This window comes from Paenibacillus sp. FSL W8-0426 (genome assembly GCF_037969725.1).
Taxonomy (GTDB): Bacteria; Bacillota; Bacilli; order Paenibacillales; family Paenibacillaceae; genus Paenibacillus; species Paenibacillus hubeiensis.
The window spans coordinates 881,838-901,055 of the sequence record NZ_CP150203.1 but is presented as its reverse complement, the minus strand read 5'-3'; the positions used below and the strand labels follow the sequence as shown (position 1 = coordinate 901,055).

Annotated in this window: 16 protein-coding genes and 1 other annotated feature; of the genes, 3 read left to right on the top strand and 13 right to left on the bottom strand. The window is 52.5% G+C overall.

All coding sequences use genetic code 11. The features are described from left to right. Positions 1 to 68: 68 nt before the first annotated feature. Positions 69 to 971, bottom strand: a complete 903-nt coding sequence (locus MKY59_RS04110; protein WP_339276128.1) for an SDR family oxidoreductase — start codon at positions 969 to 971, stop codon at positions 69 to 71. Positions 972 to 1,353: 382 nt separating this feature from the next. Continuing rightward, entirely contained in the window at positions 1,354 to 2,721 is a 1,368-nt protein-coding gene (locus tag MKY59_RS04105) for an amino acid permease (RefSeq protein WP_339276126.1), read from the bottom strand. A gap of 571 nt (positions 2,722 to 3,292) precedes the next feature. On the opposite strand from MKY59_RS04105, the gene MKY59_RS04100 reads away from it, so the two are divergent. Next, positions 3,293 to 3,688 (top strand): hypothetical protein, encoded by a 396-nt coding sequence (locus tag MKY59_RS04100; protein WP_339276124.1) that lies wholly within the window; start codon positions 3,293 to 3,295, stop codon positions 3,686 to 3,688. A gap of 340 nt (positions 3,689 to 4,028) precedes the next feature. Here MKY59_RS04100 and MKY59_RS04095 read toward each other — a convergent pair whose 3' ends face one another. The 3 genes from MKY59_RS04095 to MKY59_RS04085 all read right to left on the bottom strand — a co-directional run bounded on the left by MKY59_RS04095 (position 4,029) and on the right by MKY59_RS04085 (position 8,084). Then, positions 4,029 to 4,760: an SMI1/KNR4 family protein gene (locus tag MKY59_RS04095; protein ID WP_339276122.1), complete on the bottom strand. Its 732-nt coding sequence runs from the start codon at positions 4,758 to 4,760 to the stop codon at positions 4,029 to 4,031. 87 nt (positions 4,761 to 4,847) lie between these two features. Next, positions 4,848 to 7,049 (bottom strand): 1,3-beta-galactosyl-N-acetylhexosamine phosphorylase, encoded by a 2,202-nt coding sequence (gnpA, locus tag MKY59_RS04090; RefSeq protein WP_339276120.1) that lies wholly within the window; start codon positions 7,047 to 7,049, stop codon positions 4,848 to 4,850. Between the two features lie 12 nt (positions 7,050 to 7,061). After that, a complete protein-coding gene (locus tag MKY59_RS04085) occupies positions 7,062 to 8,084 on the bottom strand; it encodes a glycoside hydrolase family 88 protein (RefSeq protein ID WP_339276118.1) in 1,023 nt (340 codons plus the stop codon). Between the two features lie 231 nt (positions 8,085 to 8,315). Here MKY59_RS04085 and MKY59_RS04080 point away from each other — a divergent pair, with 231 nt between their 5' ends. Then, positions 8,316 to 9,257: an AraC family transcriptional regulator gene (locus MKY59_RS04080; RefSeq protein WP_236420663.1), complete on the top strand. Its 942-nt coding sequence runs from the start codon at positions 8,316 to 8,318 to the stop codon at positions 9,255 to 9,257. Positions 9,258 to 9,328: 71 nt separating this feature from the next. After that, positions 9,329 to 10,321 carry a DUF4003 family protein gene (locus MKY59_RS04075; protein ID WP_339276116.1) on the top strand — a complete coding sequence of 331 codons (993 nt, stop codon included), beginning with the start codon at positions 9,329 to 9,331 and terminating at the stop codon, positions 10,319 to 10,321. 96 nt (positions 10,322 to 10,417) lie between these two features. On the opposite strand, the gene MKY59_RS04070 is transcribed toward MKY59_RS04075, so the two are convergent. The 8 genes from MKY59_RS04070 to MKY59_RS04035 form a co-directional block, all read right to left on the bottom strand. Then, a complete protein-coding gene (locus MKY59_RS04070) occupies positions 10,418 to 11,443 on the bottom strand; it encodes a phosphotransferase (protein WP_339276114.1) in 1,026 nt (341 codons plus the stop codon). A gap of 105 nt (positions 11,444 to 11,548) precedes the next feature. Beyond that, positions 11,549 to 12,403, bottom strand: coding sequence for a GNAT family N-acetyltransferase (locus MKY59_RS04065; RefSeq protein WP_339276112.1), 855 nt, complete (start codon positions 12,401 to 12,403; stop codon positions 11,549 to 11,551). Between the two features lie 40 nt (positions 12,404 to 12,443). Continuing rightward, positions 12,444 to 12,887 (bottom strand): GNAT family N-acetyltransferase, encoded by a 444-nt coding sequence (locus MKY59_RS04060; protein WP_339276111.1) that lies wholly within the window; start codon positions 12,885 to 12,887, stop codon positions 12,444 to 12,446. Positions 12,888 to 12,932: 45 nt separating this feature from the next. Continuing rightward, positions 12,933 to 13,739: a class I SAM-dependent methyltransferase gene (locus MKY59_RS04055; RefSeq protein ID WP_339276110.1), complete on the bottom strand. Its 807-nt coding sequence runs from the start codon at positions 13,737 to 13,739 to the stop codon at positions 12,933 to 12,935. Positions 13,740 to 13,791: 52 nt separating this feature from the next. After that, positions 13,792 to 14,040 (bottom strand) — a binding site (T-box leader). 60 nt (positions 14,041 to 14,100) lie between these two features. After that, the gene (locus tag MKY59_RS04050; RefSeq protein WP_339276109.1) at positions 14,101 to 14,982 is read right to left on the bottom strand and encodes an aminoglycoside 6-adenylyltransferase; all 882 of its coding nucleotides are present in this window, start codon (positions 14,980 to 14,982) and stop codon (positions 14,101 to 14,103) included. A 99-nt stretch (positions 14,983 to 15,081) separates the two neighbouring features. Further along, complete coding sequence (locus MKY59_RS04045) at positions 15,082 to 15,789, bottom strand: DNA alkylation repair protein (protein WP_339276108.1); 708 nt, start codon at positions 15,787 to 15,789, stop codon at positions 15,082 to 15,084. A gap of 112 nt (positions 15,790 to 15,901) precedes the next feature. Next, the gene (locus tag MKY59_RS04040; RefSeq protein WP_339276107.1) at positions 15,902 to 18,235 is read right to left on the bottom strand and encodes an ABC transporter permease; all 2,334 of its coding nucleotides are present in this window, start codon (positions 18,233 to 18,235) and stop codon (positions 15,902 to 15,904) included. Between the two features lie 5 nt (positions 18,236 to 18,240). Beyond that, positions 18,241 to 18,945 (bottom strand): ABC transporter ATP-binding protein, encoded by a 705-nt coding sequence (locus MKY59_RS04035; RefSeq protein WP_339276105.1) that lies wholly within the window; start codon positions 18,943 to 18,945, stop codon positions 18,241 to 18,243. Positions 18,946 to 19,218 lie beyond the last annotated feature (273 nt).

Genomic DNA, 19,218 nt, shown 5'->3' with positions numbered 1-19,218 from the left:
GCCTTTACGGTAGAGGGGAGTTGTGGTGAACCCGATTCATTTTCATGCGTCGCTTGGAGAGAACGCCCTTAAGGACTTACCGTTCCGCCGTTGGCGTTCAGCGTTTCGCCGCTGACGTAACTGGACTCCTGGCTCGCCAGAAATACGAATGCGGGTGCCATTTCTGCGGGCTGGCCCGCACGGCCGAGCGGCGTATTGGAACCGAACTCGGCAAGCTTCTCGACCGGCTGACCGCCGACCACCTGAAGCGGCGTCCATACGGGTCCGGGCGCAATAACGTTGACGCGGATCCCCTTGCTGCCGACCTGCTGGGCGAGCGCCTTGCTGAACGTATTGATCGCCGCCTTGGTTGTCGCATAGTCCAGCAGGATCGGCGACGGTTTGTAGGCCTGGATGGAAGACGTATTGATGATGGAGCTGCCCGGCTTCATATGTTTGACCGCGGCTTTGCAGAGCCAGAACATGGAGTACACATTCGTTTTGAACGTGGCGTCAAACTGCTCCGTCGTCAGGTCGGCGATCTGCTCCACGTACTGCTGTTTGCCGGCCACATTGGCCAAAATGTCGATGCCTCCCAGCTTCTCCACCGCAGCTTCGATCAATTGCTCGCAGTAAGCCTCGTCCTTCAGGTCGCCCGGCATCGCGATGGCCTTGCGCCCTGCTTCCTCGATTAAAGTAACGACTTCCTTGGCATCTGCTTCTTCCTCGGGAAGATAAGATAGCAATACATCCGCTCCTTCGCGTGCAAACGCAATGGCCGCCGCACGGCCGATCCCGCTGTCCGCTCCCGTTACGACGGCCTTGCGTCCTGTCAAGCGTCCGCTGCCCCGGTAGCTTTTCTCCCCGCAATCGGGGATCGGCGTCATCTCCCGCTGCAGTCCGGGTTCATCCTGCTGCTGCTTCCATTCTTTCGTCGCCTTCGGATACTGAGTAGTCGGGTCCTGCATCGTATACTGATCCAGATTCGCCATGATCCATTCCTCCTAAACTGATAACGTGTTCGTATTCGGGGTCTTTTTCCTATGTGACGTTTCCAAGGTTCTCACTCTCTCCTTTTGTAACCTTGATCCGAAAAATCTAAACCCTTCGGGGAGCATTTCCTATGTCCTATGATCCTAGAGCAAGTCGCTGCCAAGTATCCACAGCTGCGGAGTTAGCATCATTGGAACTTAGGTGAGTCCTTCAACATGTCATTGGAACGAAAAAAAGCATTCCCGGAAGGGCACCTGGGCCCGAAGAGGTTCCCAAAGGTGCATTCGAGGAATACTTATACGGTTGCGGTTATGCATTGCGACATACGCGAGGCCCGCTCATTGCCGCGAGACGATAGAAATGCCCCTGACGTTGAACATTCTAAGAGCGGTCTTGCCCTTTCCGGCCCAGGCCGAACGCAAAATACCCTACAAACACAATGGCGATAAAGACGGCACCGACGAGCAACGAAACGCGCGTATCCGGATTAAACGCCATGCCGATGATGACAAGCACCAAATACACGATGATGATGTAGTTGCTGATCGGAAACCACTTCGATTTGAAGTTATGCTCTTCGAGGTCCTTTCCCCACCGCTTGCGGAACCCAAACTGGCTGATCGCCAGCGCGAACCATGGCATCATGCCAGGCAGAACGCTCGCGCTATAGATGTACAGGAACAGCTTGGAGTCCGGCATCAAATAATTCAGCACCACGCCGATCAGCAGCAGGGATATCGTGACGATGATGCTGTTGCGCGGCACGCCGCCTTTCGACAGCTTTTTGAAAAAAGCCGGTGCCTGGCCATTCTCCGCCAGCGTGTAGAGCATGCGTCCCGCACTGTAAATGCCGCTGTTGCAGCCCGACATGGCCGCGGTAAGCACCACGAAGTTGATAATGCCTGCGGCAGCCACGATCCCGACCTTGGCAAAGGTCAACACGAACGGGCTGCCCGTCTGTCCGACCTCGTTCCACGGGTACAGCGTCACGATGACGAAGATGGCGCCCACGTAGAAAATCAGGATGCGCCATACGATGTTTTTGATCGCTTTGCGCAGCGTATGCTTCGGATTCTCCGCTTCGCCCGCCGTAATGCCGACCATCTCAACGCCCTGATACGCCGCCGTCACGATGCATAGCGCAAACAAGAACCCTTTCAGCCCGCCCGGGAAAAACCCGCCATGGCTGACCAGGTTCGACAGGCCGATCGGTTCTCCGCCGTTCCCCCAGCCGAAGAAAATCAGCCCGGTGCCGATCACGATCATGAACAAAATGGCTGCCACCTTGATCAACGCAAACCAAAATTCGAACTCTCCGTAAAATTTCACCGCCGCCAGGTTGGCCGCCGCAATGATCAGCACGCCGGCCAGCGCGGGAATCCACTGCGGGACGTCCGGGAACCAATACCCGACGTAGATGCCGATCGCCGTTACTTCGGCCATGCCGACGGTAACCCACAGGAACCAGTAACTCCAGGCCGTCAGGAATCCGGCGAGCGGTCCGATATATTTATGGGCGAATGTGGCGAACGAACCTGTCACAGGCTCCTGGATCAGCATTTCCCCCATGATGCGCATAACAAAAAAGATAATGATTCCGGCCAGCAAATAGGCCAGCAGCACGGAAGGACCTGCCCACTTGATCGTGCTCGCCGATCCCATGAACAATCCAACGCCAATCGTGCCGCCCAGCGCGATCAGCTCCACATGCCGGGGCTTCAGCCCGCGTGAAAGCTCCTTCGATTCCAAAACGAAACTCCCCTTCTCTTGTGCATTTTCTTGGTGTAATGTTGCTTTCTCATTATTATGTTTTAACGCAATGCAGAATTGCTCCACCAAATTGTACGAGATGTGCCGGAGAAATACAACAAGGAATGTGAGGAAGCGTACATGCACCCCCTCCTTTCCACAATCATTCCCAATGTTTGGAACCTAATACAGTCTCATTTCATATGAAATATCGCATTTGTTCGAGCCGATCGAGGTCAGCCAATGGGCATGCCCACAATGAATTCAAAAACGTATTCTCCAGATCGATTGTATATCCATTGGGGGGGGAGTGGCCGCAATACATATGGTAATGCTCATTTTGTAATGCAAATTTAACGAGATTTACCATAACCCGACCGCAAATCGCGGTCTTTTTCTGCTGTTCGCATTTCCTGTTTACAGCTGTAATTTTATGGTATATATTATAGACGTCAACATGTCAGCGCTATCAAAAAACGAAAAAAGGAGGCTGCTCCGATCCGTTTCGAAAAGGTTTTTGGTTTACACCTGGTTAAACTTGAAACACTTATTTGGAGAGGATGAGCGTTTGATGAAAAAGTGGAGCACCGCATTGTTTGCCTTGTTTATGGGCATCTCGTTGATGTTCAGTCTGACCGCATCGGCCAACCCTGCCATTGTCAGTTACGGAGGCAGCTACTCCAATACACTTACCGCGGGCCAAGGGTATGCCTACATACTCCCTAATGCCAAAACGTCCGGCACAAGCGTAAAAGTAACGACGTCCGCGCCAAACACGCTTCGACTGCATTACTACTGGAGCTACAACAATACCACCCTGGACCTTGGTACGGTCGTCATAAGCAGTACCAGTTACAACACCGGCTCCGGCTATTATGAACCGGGAACATTGATCACCGTGGTTGAACGCGTGCCTGGATCGGAAGCCGCATATCCTTCGGTATCCTACACGATTACATTCAATTGATCCGAGCTAGCGGGGCTGTACCTTCCCCCATGGCAAGTTTACGTCTCTCGCCAACGAATCTCAGACACGTTATATTGCATGATTTCGCCAAATATGGAGGGCTAACGAACATCAGGCAAGCTAAACGCCGCCCATTGAGAAATACACATGCCATTGCTGCAAAATAGCGTGCCCACGGTTCGTTCGCCTCCGTATTCGAGAATTTCCCTCCAAATAAGGCTGCTCATGTTCGTTACACATGATACACATTCCTGGTTCCTATGTTCCCGAGACGAAATATACTACATCCAGCTCAACTCAGCCGCGATCCTCCGTCGAAATTCCGCAATACATTACTCCACTATACGACGATATTGCTCCGGTATTCAGGCAGCGTTTGAGCCCGCCCGGTCGTGTCCACCATGCGAGCTATATTTTCCCGATCGAACGATGCCAGATACACGGCCAATAGTTCCTCATCGTCATCCCCAAGGGACATTTCAAACAGAATGATGACATGATTTCTATAGAAGATACGCCACGCCTGCACGGATGACGTCTCTTTGATTTCGCATGCGTCACCCTCCATCTCCCAGTAGCTTAGGTAATCCGATAACCGCCACATGTTTTCATCGAAAATAACCCAAAAGGGCAATCTGTCCTCCACGGCCATCTGTACGAGTGCTTTGCTCACCAAAAAGTTGGACAATGATTCGTTCTCCCGCGACCAGTCGGGATTGTTCCAAGCGCAGAGATACACGGGCGGGTCTTCCATGGATACATCGCTTAAGCGGATACCGCAGTAGATCACCGATTCCTCGCATTGATAGAACACCAGGAACGCTTTGTCCGTCGTAAAGAAATCGGGACCTGGCACAAACGTCTCCTGCAGTCTCATTGGCTCATACTGATTGTTGCAATGCTGCGTAATGTATCGACAGTTCCCGAATCTTTTATAGTATTCTCGCAGAACGTCCGGAAACCGGATGCCCAAACGCTGCTCCTGCTCGCATAGATCTTGCTCCGAAATGAAATCATCCGCACCTACGTGTCCTTCCAGCACACGGTTCAATACGTCGAATGCCGCCTTCAAGTTCATCCCCCCAACGGATTAAATCGCCATCATAGCAAAAAGAACCCAAGCCGTGGCAGAAAGCCTTAAGCTTGAGCCTCTTTTCTATTATAACCGCGAGTCCGTTCCCTTTCCCACACCAACCATGTTGCCCGTCAACCGGGTGATCAGGGTATCGTACGGTTCCAATTTCACCGTCTGTGAGCCATGCTCGGTATCCACGGTCGTTTGTTGAATCTGGTCGCTGTTGTTGATGGCCACCAGGATGCTGCTGTCCGGATAGTAGGCGCATTCTGTGTAAACGTTATCCGTCATATATTTCGTCTCGATGGGCTCATTGCCGGCATGGCGAATGATGTTGAAGAGCATGTTTGCGTTTTCCCAGCCGAATTCAAACGAAGACAGGTAGATCCCTTTACCTTTACCGAAAGCATGCGTGGACAGCGCGATTTTACCGTTCGTTTCATGGATGACCGATGCCGATCCGTCGGTAAGATAGATGTTGTTTTTCGGTGCGATATGAGCTCCTTCAGGAACCAAACCTTGCTCGTCGCCTACCTCGTACGTCCATCTTCCGTGAGCTATCCTGGCCCCCGTGTCCTCATCCACACCGAGCACATGTGCCATCCGGAAAAAGGTATCGTACCCTTCCACCGCCGAAGGCTGGTTGATGCCGATCAACGTGCCGCCTCCATGCACCCATTTCGTCAGCAAATCGACTACCTTGTTGTCCTTCCAATGCTCTCCGCCGCTCCATGCCGAACCGGCCGTACCCGCATTGATCACGACATCGCAATGCTCCAGCGCACCCTGGCGGATATCCTCGAAATCGATGAACTGCACGTCCACCGGCAGTCCCGCCAATGCCTCATTGACGTGAATCAAATCATGCATGTACGTTTCATGGAAATGGCCGGACAACGTCCATGATCTCAGCTTGCCCCAGCTATGCAGTACGGCAACCTTCGTTTGGATCCGATAAGGTTTGCCTTGACGATGCAGCGCTTTGATTTCCCTGAATTCGTCGGCAATCTTCTCGATATAATCGCAAAAGTCCGGGTAAGGCTCCACCAGATGCAGATATCCGCCCAGTCCGATCCGGTCGATGGGTTCCCTGAGCAAGGCACGCCGGATTTGAATCCAATATTTCTTGGCGTCCAGCGTTGGATTGCCTCCCTCCTTGAAGGTCGGGAGCCCGCCAAGACCAACAGGGAACAAGTACGGATGCAGACGGATTTCATGCGTATCCACCTTGACACCCGAACACATCCTTGCCTCGTACCCCGAGAACACGCATTTGATCATGCCGTCGAAGCCGAACTCCTCGAAACGATCGTTGTACGGCTCCATGCCGACCCAGCTGTCATCGTAGAAAACGTACGCCAGCTTGCCGTGTTTATGCACGATGTCGATCAATTGTTTGCTGAAGCCGATCACGAAATCGTTGATGAACGCCATCCAGTCCAGCTTGCGCCGTTCGGCCGGAATGTGGCTGACGCGGTATTTGCCGCCGTTGACGAAATCCTCGGCCGTCATCGCATACCCGTATTGTTGGGCAAACAAATCCAGCGCCCTGGAGCTTACCGTATAATCGTACGAGCCCCAATCCGTAAACAAATGGCGGTTGCGCTCATTGCTGCCCCAAATCCAGACGAAATTATAGAACAGGGAGGTGAACCGCACAACCGTCGTTTCCGGATGCTGCACGCACCAATCCTCCATCCATTTCAGCAAATATGCCTGCGCTTCGGGATAGATCGGATCGATCTGCATTAAATGCTCTTTGTCCCAATCGTTCGTCGTGTGATTGTACATCGAAATTTCTTCCCAGATCCGGTATGCCATGAAACTGACCGTATATTTATGCCAAGGCACAATGCCGGTAAGAACGACGTTTCCGGATTCACGCTCGTAATTCCACTGTTCTCGCGGCACCTCCTGACCTGTCGTTCTGTCGTACACCTGCCAGTATTTGAAGGCTTCTTTGGAATCGTTCACCCTGAATTGCTCAACGAAAAAATCCTCCATGATATAAATCGATAAGTAATCCTGAACAGCTACCTTCGGATGCGTGATCAAAAAACATTGCTGCAGCTTATCCAAATGGCGGGAGGCCCATTCGTTATGATCCCTGATGATGCAGATCGTCGAATAAATGCCGTATCCGGCGTTGATGATTTCATCGGACAATTGCGTGCCGTCGCTGTCGCGAATGACATCGGCGCCCCAGCGTTCGGCCAATTCCAGCGTCAGCGCCTCGTAACCGGATTCTCCCGGCAGCGTAAAGGCCCCTTTGGTCGGCTTGGACATCGCGAACCCCTCCTATTTTCTCAGCATGTCGGACAAAAATGCGAGTGCCAGGCCCTGTCCCCAGCCCTGAATCCAGTCTTTCGGAATGTTGCGATAGCCTTCCCGGTCTTTCATTACGGCCGTTCCGCCCGATACGCCCAGTACGCGGCCGTCTTCGGTAATGTTGTTCAAAATGCCTTCCAGCGCCTTTTGGGCGTACTTCGTATGTAATGGATTGCCGTTGTTGATCATCGCAGCCGCGATGCCGCAAGAAGCGGATACTTCTTCGTAGGATTCTTCGTCATCCAATACGGTGCGCCACAACCCGTTCTCCGTCTGAACCGTCTTCAGGGCGGCCAGCTGGTCCCGCAGCGAACACTCCACGTCCATGCATTGCGGATACAAATACCAGTCCTTCAGCAGCGGTTTGACTTGAGACATCGTGTAGGCGCCCCAAGCGTTCGCTCTTCCCCAGAAAAAGCCGGACATGTGGTCTTTGTTCACATTGTTGTAGCCATGGTACCAGAAGCCGGTGCCCGGGTCCTGCAAATATTTGATGTGCCAGTAATATTGGTTCAAGGCATCCTGAATGATGTCCTGATCGTTCAATTTGCTGCCGACGCGAAGCAGGAAAAACGCCGCCATGAACAAGGTGTCCGCCCAAGCCTGTTCCGGAAAATCGTTGGCAACCGAAACGGTGTGCTGCAGCACGCTGTCTCCGAAACGGAGAGCATGGTTGCGGATGTAATCCACTTTGCTCAGTGCGATATTCCAATACTTTTCGTCACCGGTCTCTTCGTACAGCGTGATCAGCATGTGGCCCATCGCACACGTATTGACCGTCCAGCTCGGCAAACCCAGCTCGATGTATTCGTCCGTCCACTGGACAAGCTTGTCCAAATACTCCTGGTTCCCTGTCGTCTGGTAGGCTCTCGATACGCCGTAATACGCAACCCCGCATGGCCATTCCCACGTTAAATCCATCGCCAGCGTTTTTTTGGCGACGCTGTCGATGACACCCAGAATTTGCTCGCGATCATATTTCAATTGAATCATCGTGATTCCCCTCTCATGCGCACACGCCCTCAAATGGCGCTTGAGAGCTGTCCGTCCATATTTGTAAACGCTTTACTTCTTTCATTGTACGCAGTAAAATAGTCTCCATCTAAGCATATTCGCAACAAAACTGCGCAATTTCGACCATTTATCTTGATTTCACGGTTTCATCTGACATCACGTTCATTTGCATACGCTTCACCCAAATCAACGTCATGGGAGCAGCCGAACATGCCCAAACCGAAAAAACCCGTCATCGAATATCGCCACTATAGCCTGCCCATCGATTTTCCGGTTCTGCTGTTAAGCGGGGAACGCTGGAAGATTTCCGATATCCGAAGCGAGCATCTCCATTTCCATAACCATCTCGAGATCGGCATCTGTTATTCGGATGGCGGCTTCATGGACATCAAAGGGGAATCCGTTCCCTTCCAAGCCGGCGATGTCACCTTCATTCCCAGATACCTTCCTCATACGACGTACAGCTCGCAGGGCATGGCCAGCCTCTGGTCCTACATCTTTTTTTCGCCTGAAGACCTCTTCAAGCACTCATTGAAAAACGCCTACAGCGACTTCGAGCCGAATCTGTGGGCGGTGCAAGGAACGAACTGCATTTTGAGCAAAGACCGATATCCCAAAGTCCATGCGCTCGCCACCTCGGCCGTGGAGGAACTGAAGCAGCGGAATGCCTACTACCAGGAGAGCGCCTACGGTTTGTTGCTGTCCTTGTACATCGAACTCCTTCGCATCCATTCCAGCAGCGGCCCGTGGACAGAGCACGAATCGGAATCCCGCCCGAAGGGCGATTTGGTCATTACTCCAGCGCTCGAACACATCGCCAAAAACTACATGTCTCCCATGACCGTCGACGATCTGGCTGACCTCTGCCATTTGAGCACGACCCATTTCCGCAGAAAATTCCATGACATCATGGGCACGGCGCCGCTTGATTTCCTCAACAGCACCCGCATCGAAGAGGCGTGCAAACAGTTGAAAAGCTCGGACGCCTCCATTCTGTCGATCTCCGAGCAAGTCGGCTTTCGTTCCATTTCCAGCTTTAACCGCTGCTTCTCCAAGCTTATGGGCGAATCGCCCAAACAATGGCGCAAAGGGGCCCAATCCGAGGCGCAATCCGCGAAAGCGTCCATTCTGGAATTCACGGGCTGGGTGTAAAATCATGGTACGAAACCCGAATATCCTTTACACTGGTTACAACACAACATCCTTGAAATGGAGGTCTGCACATGCAGCAGCAGCATGAGGCGCGAGTCGAGCTGTTCGTTTCCAATACCCAGGCCATCAAAAAAGAGTTCAAATGGCAGAACGCGATTCTTCATCGCTTGGCTGCCCTGTTATTTGCTTCCGAAAACAGAACCGCCGACTGCGAAGCCATCCGGCACAATCTGGAGCGAATCAAGGAAAGCACTCGCCTGTTCTCGGCATTCAGGGGCAATTCATCGCTAACGCTAGCCGCGTTTCTCTCCCTTGCGCCGGATCAGGAAACCCGGCTCACCGATACGTTATCGGTCTACGACCAGATGAAGGAAATCAAATTCAGAACGTCGGATTATTTGGTCATCGCAGCCCACCAGATTGCCGCACATGCCCCGAAGGAGCGGTTCGATGCCGTCATCCGGCGGGCCAAAACGTTCTACGACCGGATGAAAGCGGAGCATGCCTTCCTCACGGGACAGGACGATTACATTTTCGCGGCCATGCTTGCCCTTTCCGAGCTTGAGCCTGAAGCCTCCGTGATCCGCATGGAGGAGCTGTATGCCGAACTGCGGCGCGAGTTCCCGATCGGCAATGGCCTGCAGGCCCTGACCCAGGTATTGACGCTTGGCGAAGATTCGGCGCATGCCGGAACCAGGCTGCTCGAATTGAAAGACGCTTTCCGCCAGCGCAGCTTGCGGATGGATAAAGGAGATTTGCTGCCTACCTTGGGCGTGCTTTCTCTGCTGCCGGTTAAACAGGATACGCTGGTGGATGACGTAAGCCGGACCTTTGACGAGCTGCGCACGCGGAAAGGGTTCGGCACCTGGTCGGTCACCAAGCAGGAACTGCTGCTGTTTTCGGCTGCCCTCGCGGCCGTCAACCATGTCGAAGACCTGCGCAGCGGCGTGCTTGCGACAAGCTTGTCGACCAGCATTACGACGATGCTTATCGCGCAGCAGGCCGCCATGGCCGCAGCTGCCGCCGGGGCTGCAGCTGCGGCAGCATCGTCCAGCAGCCACTGATGTGGAATCGGCAATGTTCAGGCCGTAACTCGGACAGCATATGAAACCAGAAATGCCCCGGGACGGCACCCGGGGCATTTCTGGTTATTTGTTGCTTTAGCTCAACGGGTTTGAATGACCTGGCTCCTGCACGATATTCGTACTACGGAATTCCTCCACGAAGTCGTTCAGCCAATCCTCTCCATAGTCGAGTGCTCCCATGTCGCTCTCGATAAATGCCACATCGAGGCCCATAACCCAAAATCTGCGGGCAATGGCAAACAGGTCGACGGCTTGCTCATCTGCCGCAGAGAAATCGCGCACGGAGCGGTACCCTGCCATGAACGCCTGCCAGAGCGTCGGCTTGTCCTCCTCGGCTTGCCGCTTGCGAATTTTCACCTGGGCAAGGTCATACGCACGCCATCCCATCGCCGACCACTCGAAGTCGTAATGAACGTACTTGCCGCCCTGCTGAAACGCATTATTGTTGCCGTGCATGTCGCCATGGCACAGCCCCCAGTCCAATCCGCCTCCTTGGCTGGCCGCATGGACGATGCGTCCTTTCAAAGCTTCCGCAAACGCACGGAGAAAGGCAGCCGCTGCATGCTGCTCCCCGATGTAGTTCACGATCCGTTCGAGCGGATCGTCGATCAGAAAACGCAGGTCCAGATCGTATCGCGGCAGTTCCGCCTCCACCCGATCCATCGCTGCGTGCAGTTCGGCGGCGGACTGACCGAAAGCATGACAAGATGCCTCGTCCCGCAGCACGTTCTCCACCCCGTCCACATGGCGGAACAAGACGGCCACGCGAGGCCCTTCGGGGGCATGTACCACGGTATGCTGGCTCTCGTCTGTTTTGGTTATGGCTTCAGCCACATCGGCATACGGCGATGCCGCAAGCATGGATTGCAGGTTAGACAATACAGACAGCTCATATTGGACATCCGCCTCCGTCACTTCGGTACGGTATACGCGGAGGATATATATCCCTTTCTCCGTCTGAACGCGATACGTATCGTTTAATCCGCGCAGCCAAAAAGTGCAGTTATCCCAGCACCCAACGCTGTACTGTCCACCCAGAACATGTTTCAGATACTTGGGGCTAAGCACGGATCGCATAGCCGTTGGTTCGTTATACACCATTTTGGAATTCTCCTTCCCACCGGCCAATGATGGCCTACCATAAAAATGACATTGATCTTTCCGGCCCGCTGAAAACGTATTGATCAATCCTTGATCAGCCTGGATTCATTTTTGCGGATCGGTCCGCAGCATCTCGTACTGCTCCGCAAATACCTCAAATCCCGCCGCCTTCAAAAAAACGTTCATGGAGCGGCAATCCTTCTCTATGTTCAGCACGCTGATCCTTGGCGCTTCCGCGATGTGGACCAGCCAATCCAGCAGGCTCGCGCCAATCCCCCGGCGCCGGTAATCCGGATGTACCGCCATTTGGGGAACATCTCCCGACCGGGGATCGATGACCCCGTAACCAACGACCTTATCCCCATCCAACGCCGCTGCATAACGAAAAACTTCCGGAACGGCGTTAATGGAGTCAGACGCATTTTGCCAGGAAGGATCAAAATCAGCAAACGGCGCGAATCGCTCCGGATCAAACGGCTCCACCTCGCGGATCGCCCATGTCGCTCGTACGATATGCCGGCTTCGCTCCAAACGGTAACAACTCAACGTTCTGGTCTTGACAAAACCCTGCTTGACATACAAATCAACTGCAGACGCGTTGGTGGTCAGCACCTCCAGCAAGTAACCGCCTATGGAATCGGCCTTCAACCTGGCGCTCACCCGCTTCAGCATCTCGTTGGTCAAGCCTTGCCTGCGGTATTCCTGCAGTACCCCGGTGCCTAAATCGTAGGCGGTCGTTTGCCCGTGCCAGTTCCGCAGCCCGTTTAACACGAACCCCACCAACGTTTCGCCAGCGAAGGCTCCCATCGATACATTTTCTTCGTATCCTCTTCTGCGAAGCATCTCGCCGAATTTGCCCAAGGGCATGTCCATGTTCACCTGATAATCGGCAAAGGCGTTTAGAAACGCCTCATGCAGAACCTCAATGCTTGTCCCTGCGAGAAAACGGTACGTAATCATGCTCCCACTCTCCTCTGGTTTCTTTCCATTGCGTCCCGCCTTAGCCCATGCCCGTCGTCCGTTTCATATGCAATATGGGGTAAGGACGTCCCTCTCCATCGGTAGGCTCCTCGCCAACCACGGCAAATCCGTTTTTCTTGTAAAACGCGATCGCAGGACCGTTGTCTTTGTTCACATCGACGCTCGTCACACCGGATTCCCCGACTAAACGTCGCATGATCTGCGTTCCATACCCTCTGCCGGTGTACTCCGGGTCCAGAAACAGCATCTCCAGATGATGTCCCTGTACGCCGGAAAACCCGATGCAAACATCGTTGTCCGCATACCATAGCCGTACATCAAGATGAGGTAGATATGCAGGGATTTCCCCGTGAATTTGCCGAAGGTCTTCCGCACGTACAAATGGATGCGTTGCCTGTACCGACTTGCTCCACAGCTCCATAATCAAATCATAATCATGCGGCATTGCTTGTTTATAATGCATCGTTCATTCTCCTTTTTGGGTGATATATAGATCAGCAAACGATCCTCATTTCTTTCTACCAATGTACAGCAAATGGGAGGACACGCCCAGTATGGACGGATCTTTGGCCGCTTCGACCAGCAGCTCCAGCAGCTCGGCGGATTCGCCCCGTTCCTCCCAATAATGCTGCTGCTCCCGGCTCAGCAGATGGCCGATGCTGGATGAGCCGATCAGCTCCAGCGTTTCGAAGCCATGGCTCTCCATAAACGGCCGAATCTCGTGCACGTCGAAATAATAGGCGCCGGTGAATCGCCCTTCATCGGCATGATCGAAAACGCCCGAGCTGCGGAATGCCCGGATGGACTCCATCCGTTCCAGCGGCTTCCAATGCTGCGGCTGCTGCAGCGCGTTCAGCGTCATGCGCATCGTGCTCTGGAACGCCGCAAATATGATGCCTCCTTTTTTGGTGACGCGGTACAACTCCTGCACGGCCCGGGCACGGTCATCTTCCTGTTGCAAATGGTACAGCGGCCCCATCATCAACGACGCATCAAAGCGCTCATCCGGCAGCCCTTCAAGGTTGACGGCATTGCGGACAAGGAAACCATCGAACCGTTCGCGGAGCCCCAGTTCGTCGGCCTTTGCTTCCGCGATCTCCACCAGCCGCGGCGTCAAGTCGCAGAGCGTCACTTGGCAGCCATGCCGGGCAAGCTCCATCGCATATTTTCCCGGCCCTGCGCCATTATCGAGAACGCGTCCCGACTCGGGCAAGAACTGCCTCATGTAATGCCAGTTGATGCGAAACTCCAGCGGCTCGCGCTCCAGCCTGCCCCACTCGTCAAATTGCGAATAATAATCGATAATATTGCTCATGCTCCCCTACCGCCTTTTTGGATTGTTGGAAAAACAAAAACCCGCCGCCTCTTAAAGAGGCGACAGGTTTCCCTTCGCGCTACCACTCTTCTTCGATTCGCCGTTCTCCTGAACCTTCGAGTCACCGTAAAGCAGCGAATCATCTCCATGCCGATGACGGCGGCAGCCGTTAAGACCTGCTCCTGCGGAGGTCAGCCTTACCGCTCCCGGGCGAGCTTCCGGAACCCCCCGACTGCCTCGCACCGATGCGGCAGCTCTCTGAACGGCATGTTTCCGTACTATTCCCGATCCAAGCGTTTTGCGATGTGAAATTTACGCAAGTATACAATTTCCATATTATGACTGTCAATCCCAACTTCTTTCAATAGATTCCTTTCGCATCCCGCGGTAAATTTCTTACATGCTCCAGGTACTTGCTCATATGGATATCATCCGCTTCGTTGTAGACGTAGCCCAAATGCCCGGCCACTTCTCTCGCAAGCAGCCTGAACAATGCGCATGCCGCAGAGACGGACCCCCACATCTTCTCATCGTCGCTGTTTGAATACGTCTGCTCGTACATCTGCCAATACGATGCCGGCAAATACGTTTTCGTGTATTTCCCCATTTTGCCGACGGAAACCTGGAAATCCTGTTTCGTGCCCACCCACCAAGACACCATTTGATCCAAGCGTGGTCTGATGACGGTTTCGAACATTTGTTTCGCATAGGGCAATTCATCACGCCAGATGCCTTTGGCCACATTTTGCAGACACCACCAGAAATCATTGCAGCAGCCCAGATACAACGCCTCCGTAGGCTTCTTTACATGATAATCCTGATCCGTCGGAGCAGGAATGGCCGGCAGGCAGCCATCCTTGTCCAGCAGCGGGACGGTCAGCTTGTCGCTGCCGTATCGGTCAAGCATCGCTTCTTTCGTTTCGATGTGAAGGTCGATCCGGTTGCCGTCCGCAAACAACATCAAATATCCGTATGAACGTTGAACATCCAGGTCCATGCCGATCGGCAGGTCGTTTTTGTCAGGCTCCTGCATCATGATACGGTCACCGAATACGTCGACCCACGTGACATCCTGTATAAAAGAAGACGTTTCCGTGACGACGTACACGATGTCGTAATCCTGGAATATATCTTTCGGCACGTTCGCATTCGTACGCGATCCGTTCATGTACACGGCACGAATCCGTTCATCCTTTCGGGCAACGCCCAAAATCAAGTCAAACATCTCCTGTTCCGTTCTCACGAGATATCCCTCCTTTCGGAAATGGGGTGAGGCAGAACCGCCCCCGGCGCGTGTTTATCCACATTCATTTACATTCATGATCTATGCGCTCATTTGCGCTTAGCATCTTACATATTTGCGTTTGAAGCCAAGCTGATTTTTGTCCACCGCTTTTTGAATGTTTTCGGAAGCATTCAGGAACTTGCTCTTGGGCTTGTCCTTTTGAACTTCGACCGGACCGATGGCTTTCGCCGTTTCCACAGCCTTCTCATGCAGCGGAACGTAGGAAACGGCCACGGTATATACGAAATTGTTCATCGCATACCGGGTTCGTTCGGGAGATTGATGGATCGTCTCCTGCACATTGGCCAGCATCCCGCTCAGCTTGCTTTCCGAAAATTCGCTGTCCGGGCGGTTGCCGAGCAGCCAGCAGTAACAGCTCCAGCCTGCCGACATTTTCAGCTCTTCGCCGCTGGCAATCCATTTGTCCGCCACTTCCTGCGCAATATCCGTCTCGGACAGCGTCACGGCCACGATGTAATCGGAGATCATATAAAAATAAGCGTCCGCGATCCAGCGGTCGAAATCCGCCTCCGTCATCGCTTGGGGATCGGCAATGACGCCCGCAAAATACATTGCGTCATAGTTCCCTGTGGCGTATAACTGCTCGGCTAATGCCTGGTCCTTTTTGATTTTGCGGGCGATCGGTTTCATCGCTCCGGTTGCTACGCCAAAAAGCGGTTCGTGCGCACCGTTCGACATATATATTTTTTTAGTGCGTTCCTTTCCCAGCGCCTCAAGCTCCTGCATCACTTCTTCCAAATTCATGCAGCCACGCTCCTTGATTGATATAGTTAAAAAACGAATCAAGCAGCCGCACTTCCCTGTTTCCACATGCAGCTGCTTGGTCCAGACCTTGTATGCTCTTCTTTTCACCATTCTATTCGATACTTTTCAACGATTCAATCATATTGATTTTCGTCACTTTTACCCTGAGCAACAAGCTGCATAACGCGGTTAACAAAAAGGCAAAGAGGGCGGAAACCAGTATGACGGAAGGGCTCAACTGATCCGGAATTTGTTGATGGGTGCTCGACAGCGCCTTTACCACGATGGCATAAAAATAAATGCCCACCGGCATGGCGGCAATGACCGCAAAGGCGGTTAATATCCCGTTTTCCGCAAAGATAAGCCTGTTTATTTTATGTTTGGGGTAACCCAATACCTTCAGCGTGGCAAGCTCGCGTTTCCGCTCGTAAATGTTGATGGAAGATATCGTGTATACGGCGCCGAAGGAGAGCAGAACGGCACTGATGATAAACATGATGAACATAAAGCGGTTTTGTTTGATGATATATTCCGCCGATGTCTTTAAGTCCGTCTTGTCCGCAATGCTCTCCACCTGCTGATTCTGTTCAAAGAAGCTGCGGATGCCGGCAAGATTCGAAACATGATCGCTTTGAACCAAAAGCGAGGTCGGGCTGTAGCTGATGTTCAAACTGTCCAAATACGCTGGCGTGACGTAAAAGGCCGGGTTGTTATATTGGTCTGAAATCTTTAGAACCTGCATATCCACGGTCTGGTTCCGATACTTCGGTTCTGTGAGCTTGAACTGGATGGTGTCTCCTTCTGTAATGTTATAACGATCTGCATAGGATTTGGGCACAAGCGCCCCGTGATCCTCCAGAAAAATTTCATTGCCGTGTTCGTCATAGAAATGAATGAGAGAGTTCTCTTTCTCCGTTGCCATCAACGTGGCATTTTCCTTCTCATTCCCTTTTACCAATTCAACAGGCAGGGCGGACAAAAAATAATGGTGTTTGATGCCGGAGGGCAGCTGCACCGTATCCGCAGACGAATCCGCCTTATAATCGACCTTGAAGTCATAGGTGTGTACCTTTTCGATTTGGTCGGCTATTTTTTGCAAGGCAGCCTGCGTCCCTAATGCAGTGATTAACAGCACGGTGCTTGCAACGATGCCGATGGAGCTGGCCAGCGCTTTTCGTTTATTTAAAAACAAATTTCTCAAAATGAGCTTATGGCTGTAGGACGTCCGGCGCCACAACCCCGGAAAACGTTCGATAAACAGCTTTTTCATCGTTCTTGGCGGTTTGGGACGCATCGCTTGGGCTGCACGCTCTCTCAGGATGCTTCTACCGCTGAAGTACACGGACAGGAGCCCGAACAAAGCGGAGATCAGCATGGGCGGTATAAGCGAGAAGAATGAAAGTGAATAGGAGATGCCAGGCAATGCATAAGACCTTGCACTGGACGCCGTTACCAATGGAATGAACACCGCAGCGGCGATGACACATCCCATGACCGAACCTGCGATGCTTATGAGCACGGGGTATCCCATGTAGTGAAGCATGATATTTCTGTCCTTGACCCCCAAGGCTTTCATAATCCCGATTTGATGCCGCTGCGAATCGATCGTCCTGGACATCGTAAGAAACAGAATGATGGCTGAGATCAAAAAGAGGACTAAAGGGATCACCTTGCTCATCATGCCATTGTTGTAAATCGTTTGATGAATCTGAGCGTAACCGAATGATCGCTCTTTGCTTAATTGGTCCAAGTAGGAAAGATTTTGGGATTGTCCTTCGATGACCTGGCCCAACTGATCCACGTCATAGCCTTCGCTGGCATCAACGAGCAATTCGTTATAATACAGGCGGCCTGTACCCGAAGCCTCGGCGATCGCTTCTTCTGGAATATAAGCAAATCCGTAGGCGGTATGGTCTTGCGTCGCATTTTTTTTCACATATTCCACATTTTCGACCAAACCGCTGATCGTAAACGCAAGCTCTCTTTCGTTCGCCACCAAATGAATCGTCTCGCCGACCTGATAATGATGCGCTTGGGCATAGTGGGCATCCACGATGATCTCGTTTTTCTGTTGGGGGATGCGCCCCTCGATGATCTTAGGGGTATTGATCCGGTTGTCCGCGGGAATCGAATGGATCTTCAACGAAGTTTTATCCCCTTCGACATGCTGCGTTGCGTCCGTAGTGTACCGTGCTTCGATACGCTCGATGCCTTCCAATTGGCTTAGCCGAGCGGCGTCTTCTTTGGAAATATGATCGTAAACCACGTTCAAATCACTTCGATTATGCTGCGTGAAATAAGCTTCGATATAAGCACGCTGCTCTGTGCTGTAGCTGTTTAACCCCGCATAGAAAAACGCCCCCACCGCGACCACCAACGCCAAAGCGGTACATTGAACGAATGATTGTTTAACGTCCCTGAGCAGCTTCACGGCTAATTTCGTCATCATCATCACCATTCGATGCTTTCAACGCTTTGTTTATTGCCGTTTATCGTTACGCTTTCGATTTTCCCGCTCTTGACCCGGATGATTTTGTCCGCCATCGGAGCGATTGCGGAATTATGAGTGACCAGAACGACGCATTTTTTCATATTCCTGTTCACGTCTTGAAGAAGCTTGAGGACCGATTTGCCTGTTACGTAATCCAGGGCGCCGGTTGGTTCGTCGCAGAGCAGGAGCAGCGGATTTTTCGCAACAGCTCTGGCGATCGCGACGCGCTGCTGTTCTCCTCCGGAGAGCTGGGAGGGAAAGTTATTCATGCGATGCTTCAATCCGACTTGTTGTAAAAGATCGGCGGCATTCAGCCCGTTGCTTCCTACTTCAGTGGCAAACTCGACATTTTCCAGCGCATTCAGGTTCGGGATCAAGTTGTAGAACTGAAATACAAAGCCGACTTTATGGCCCCGATAGGCCGTTAAAGTTCTCTCGCTGGATTGGGTGAGATCCTGATCGCCAACGATCACTTGACCCGAGGTAGCCGTATCCATGCCGCCGAGTATATTCAGAATCGTACTTTTACCGGCACCGCTTGCGCCCAAAATAATGACGAACTCTCCCTCCTCGATGGAAAATTCCGCCCCGTCCAGAGCTCTGATCTGCACTTCCCCGATGTGGTATTCCTTGCTCACCTTCTTGAATTCGATGAACGTTTTCACTGCATCCCTCTCCTCGCATTGAATTTTCTGTCGGCCTCAATGTGCTTTATCTCCATGTTACACTCTACGGTAAATGAGACACCCGGCAAGGGATGTATTCCTCCATCAGCCCCAAGAAGGATTTCGTTTAAAACCCCACTAATCAATCACACTAGGGCACTGCGAGTACAGCACCATCTTCCGATCGCTGCGCTTCTTCAGATTGGTCCTGCCTCTCCGTTAACGTGTGAACATATGGCAGTTTATGTAGGACGCAAAAAGACCGCCATCCAC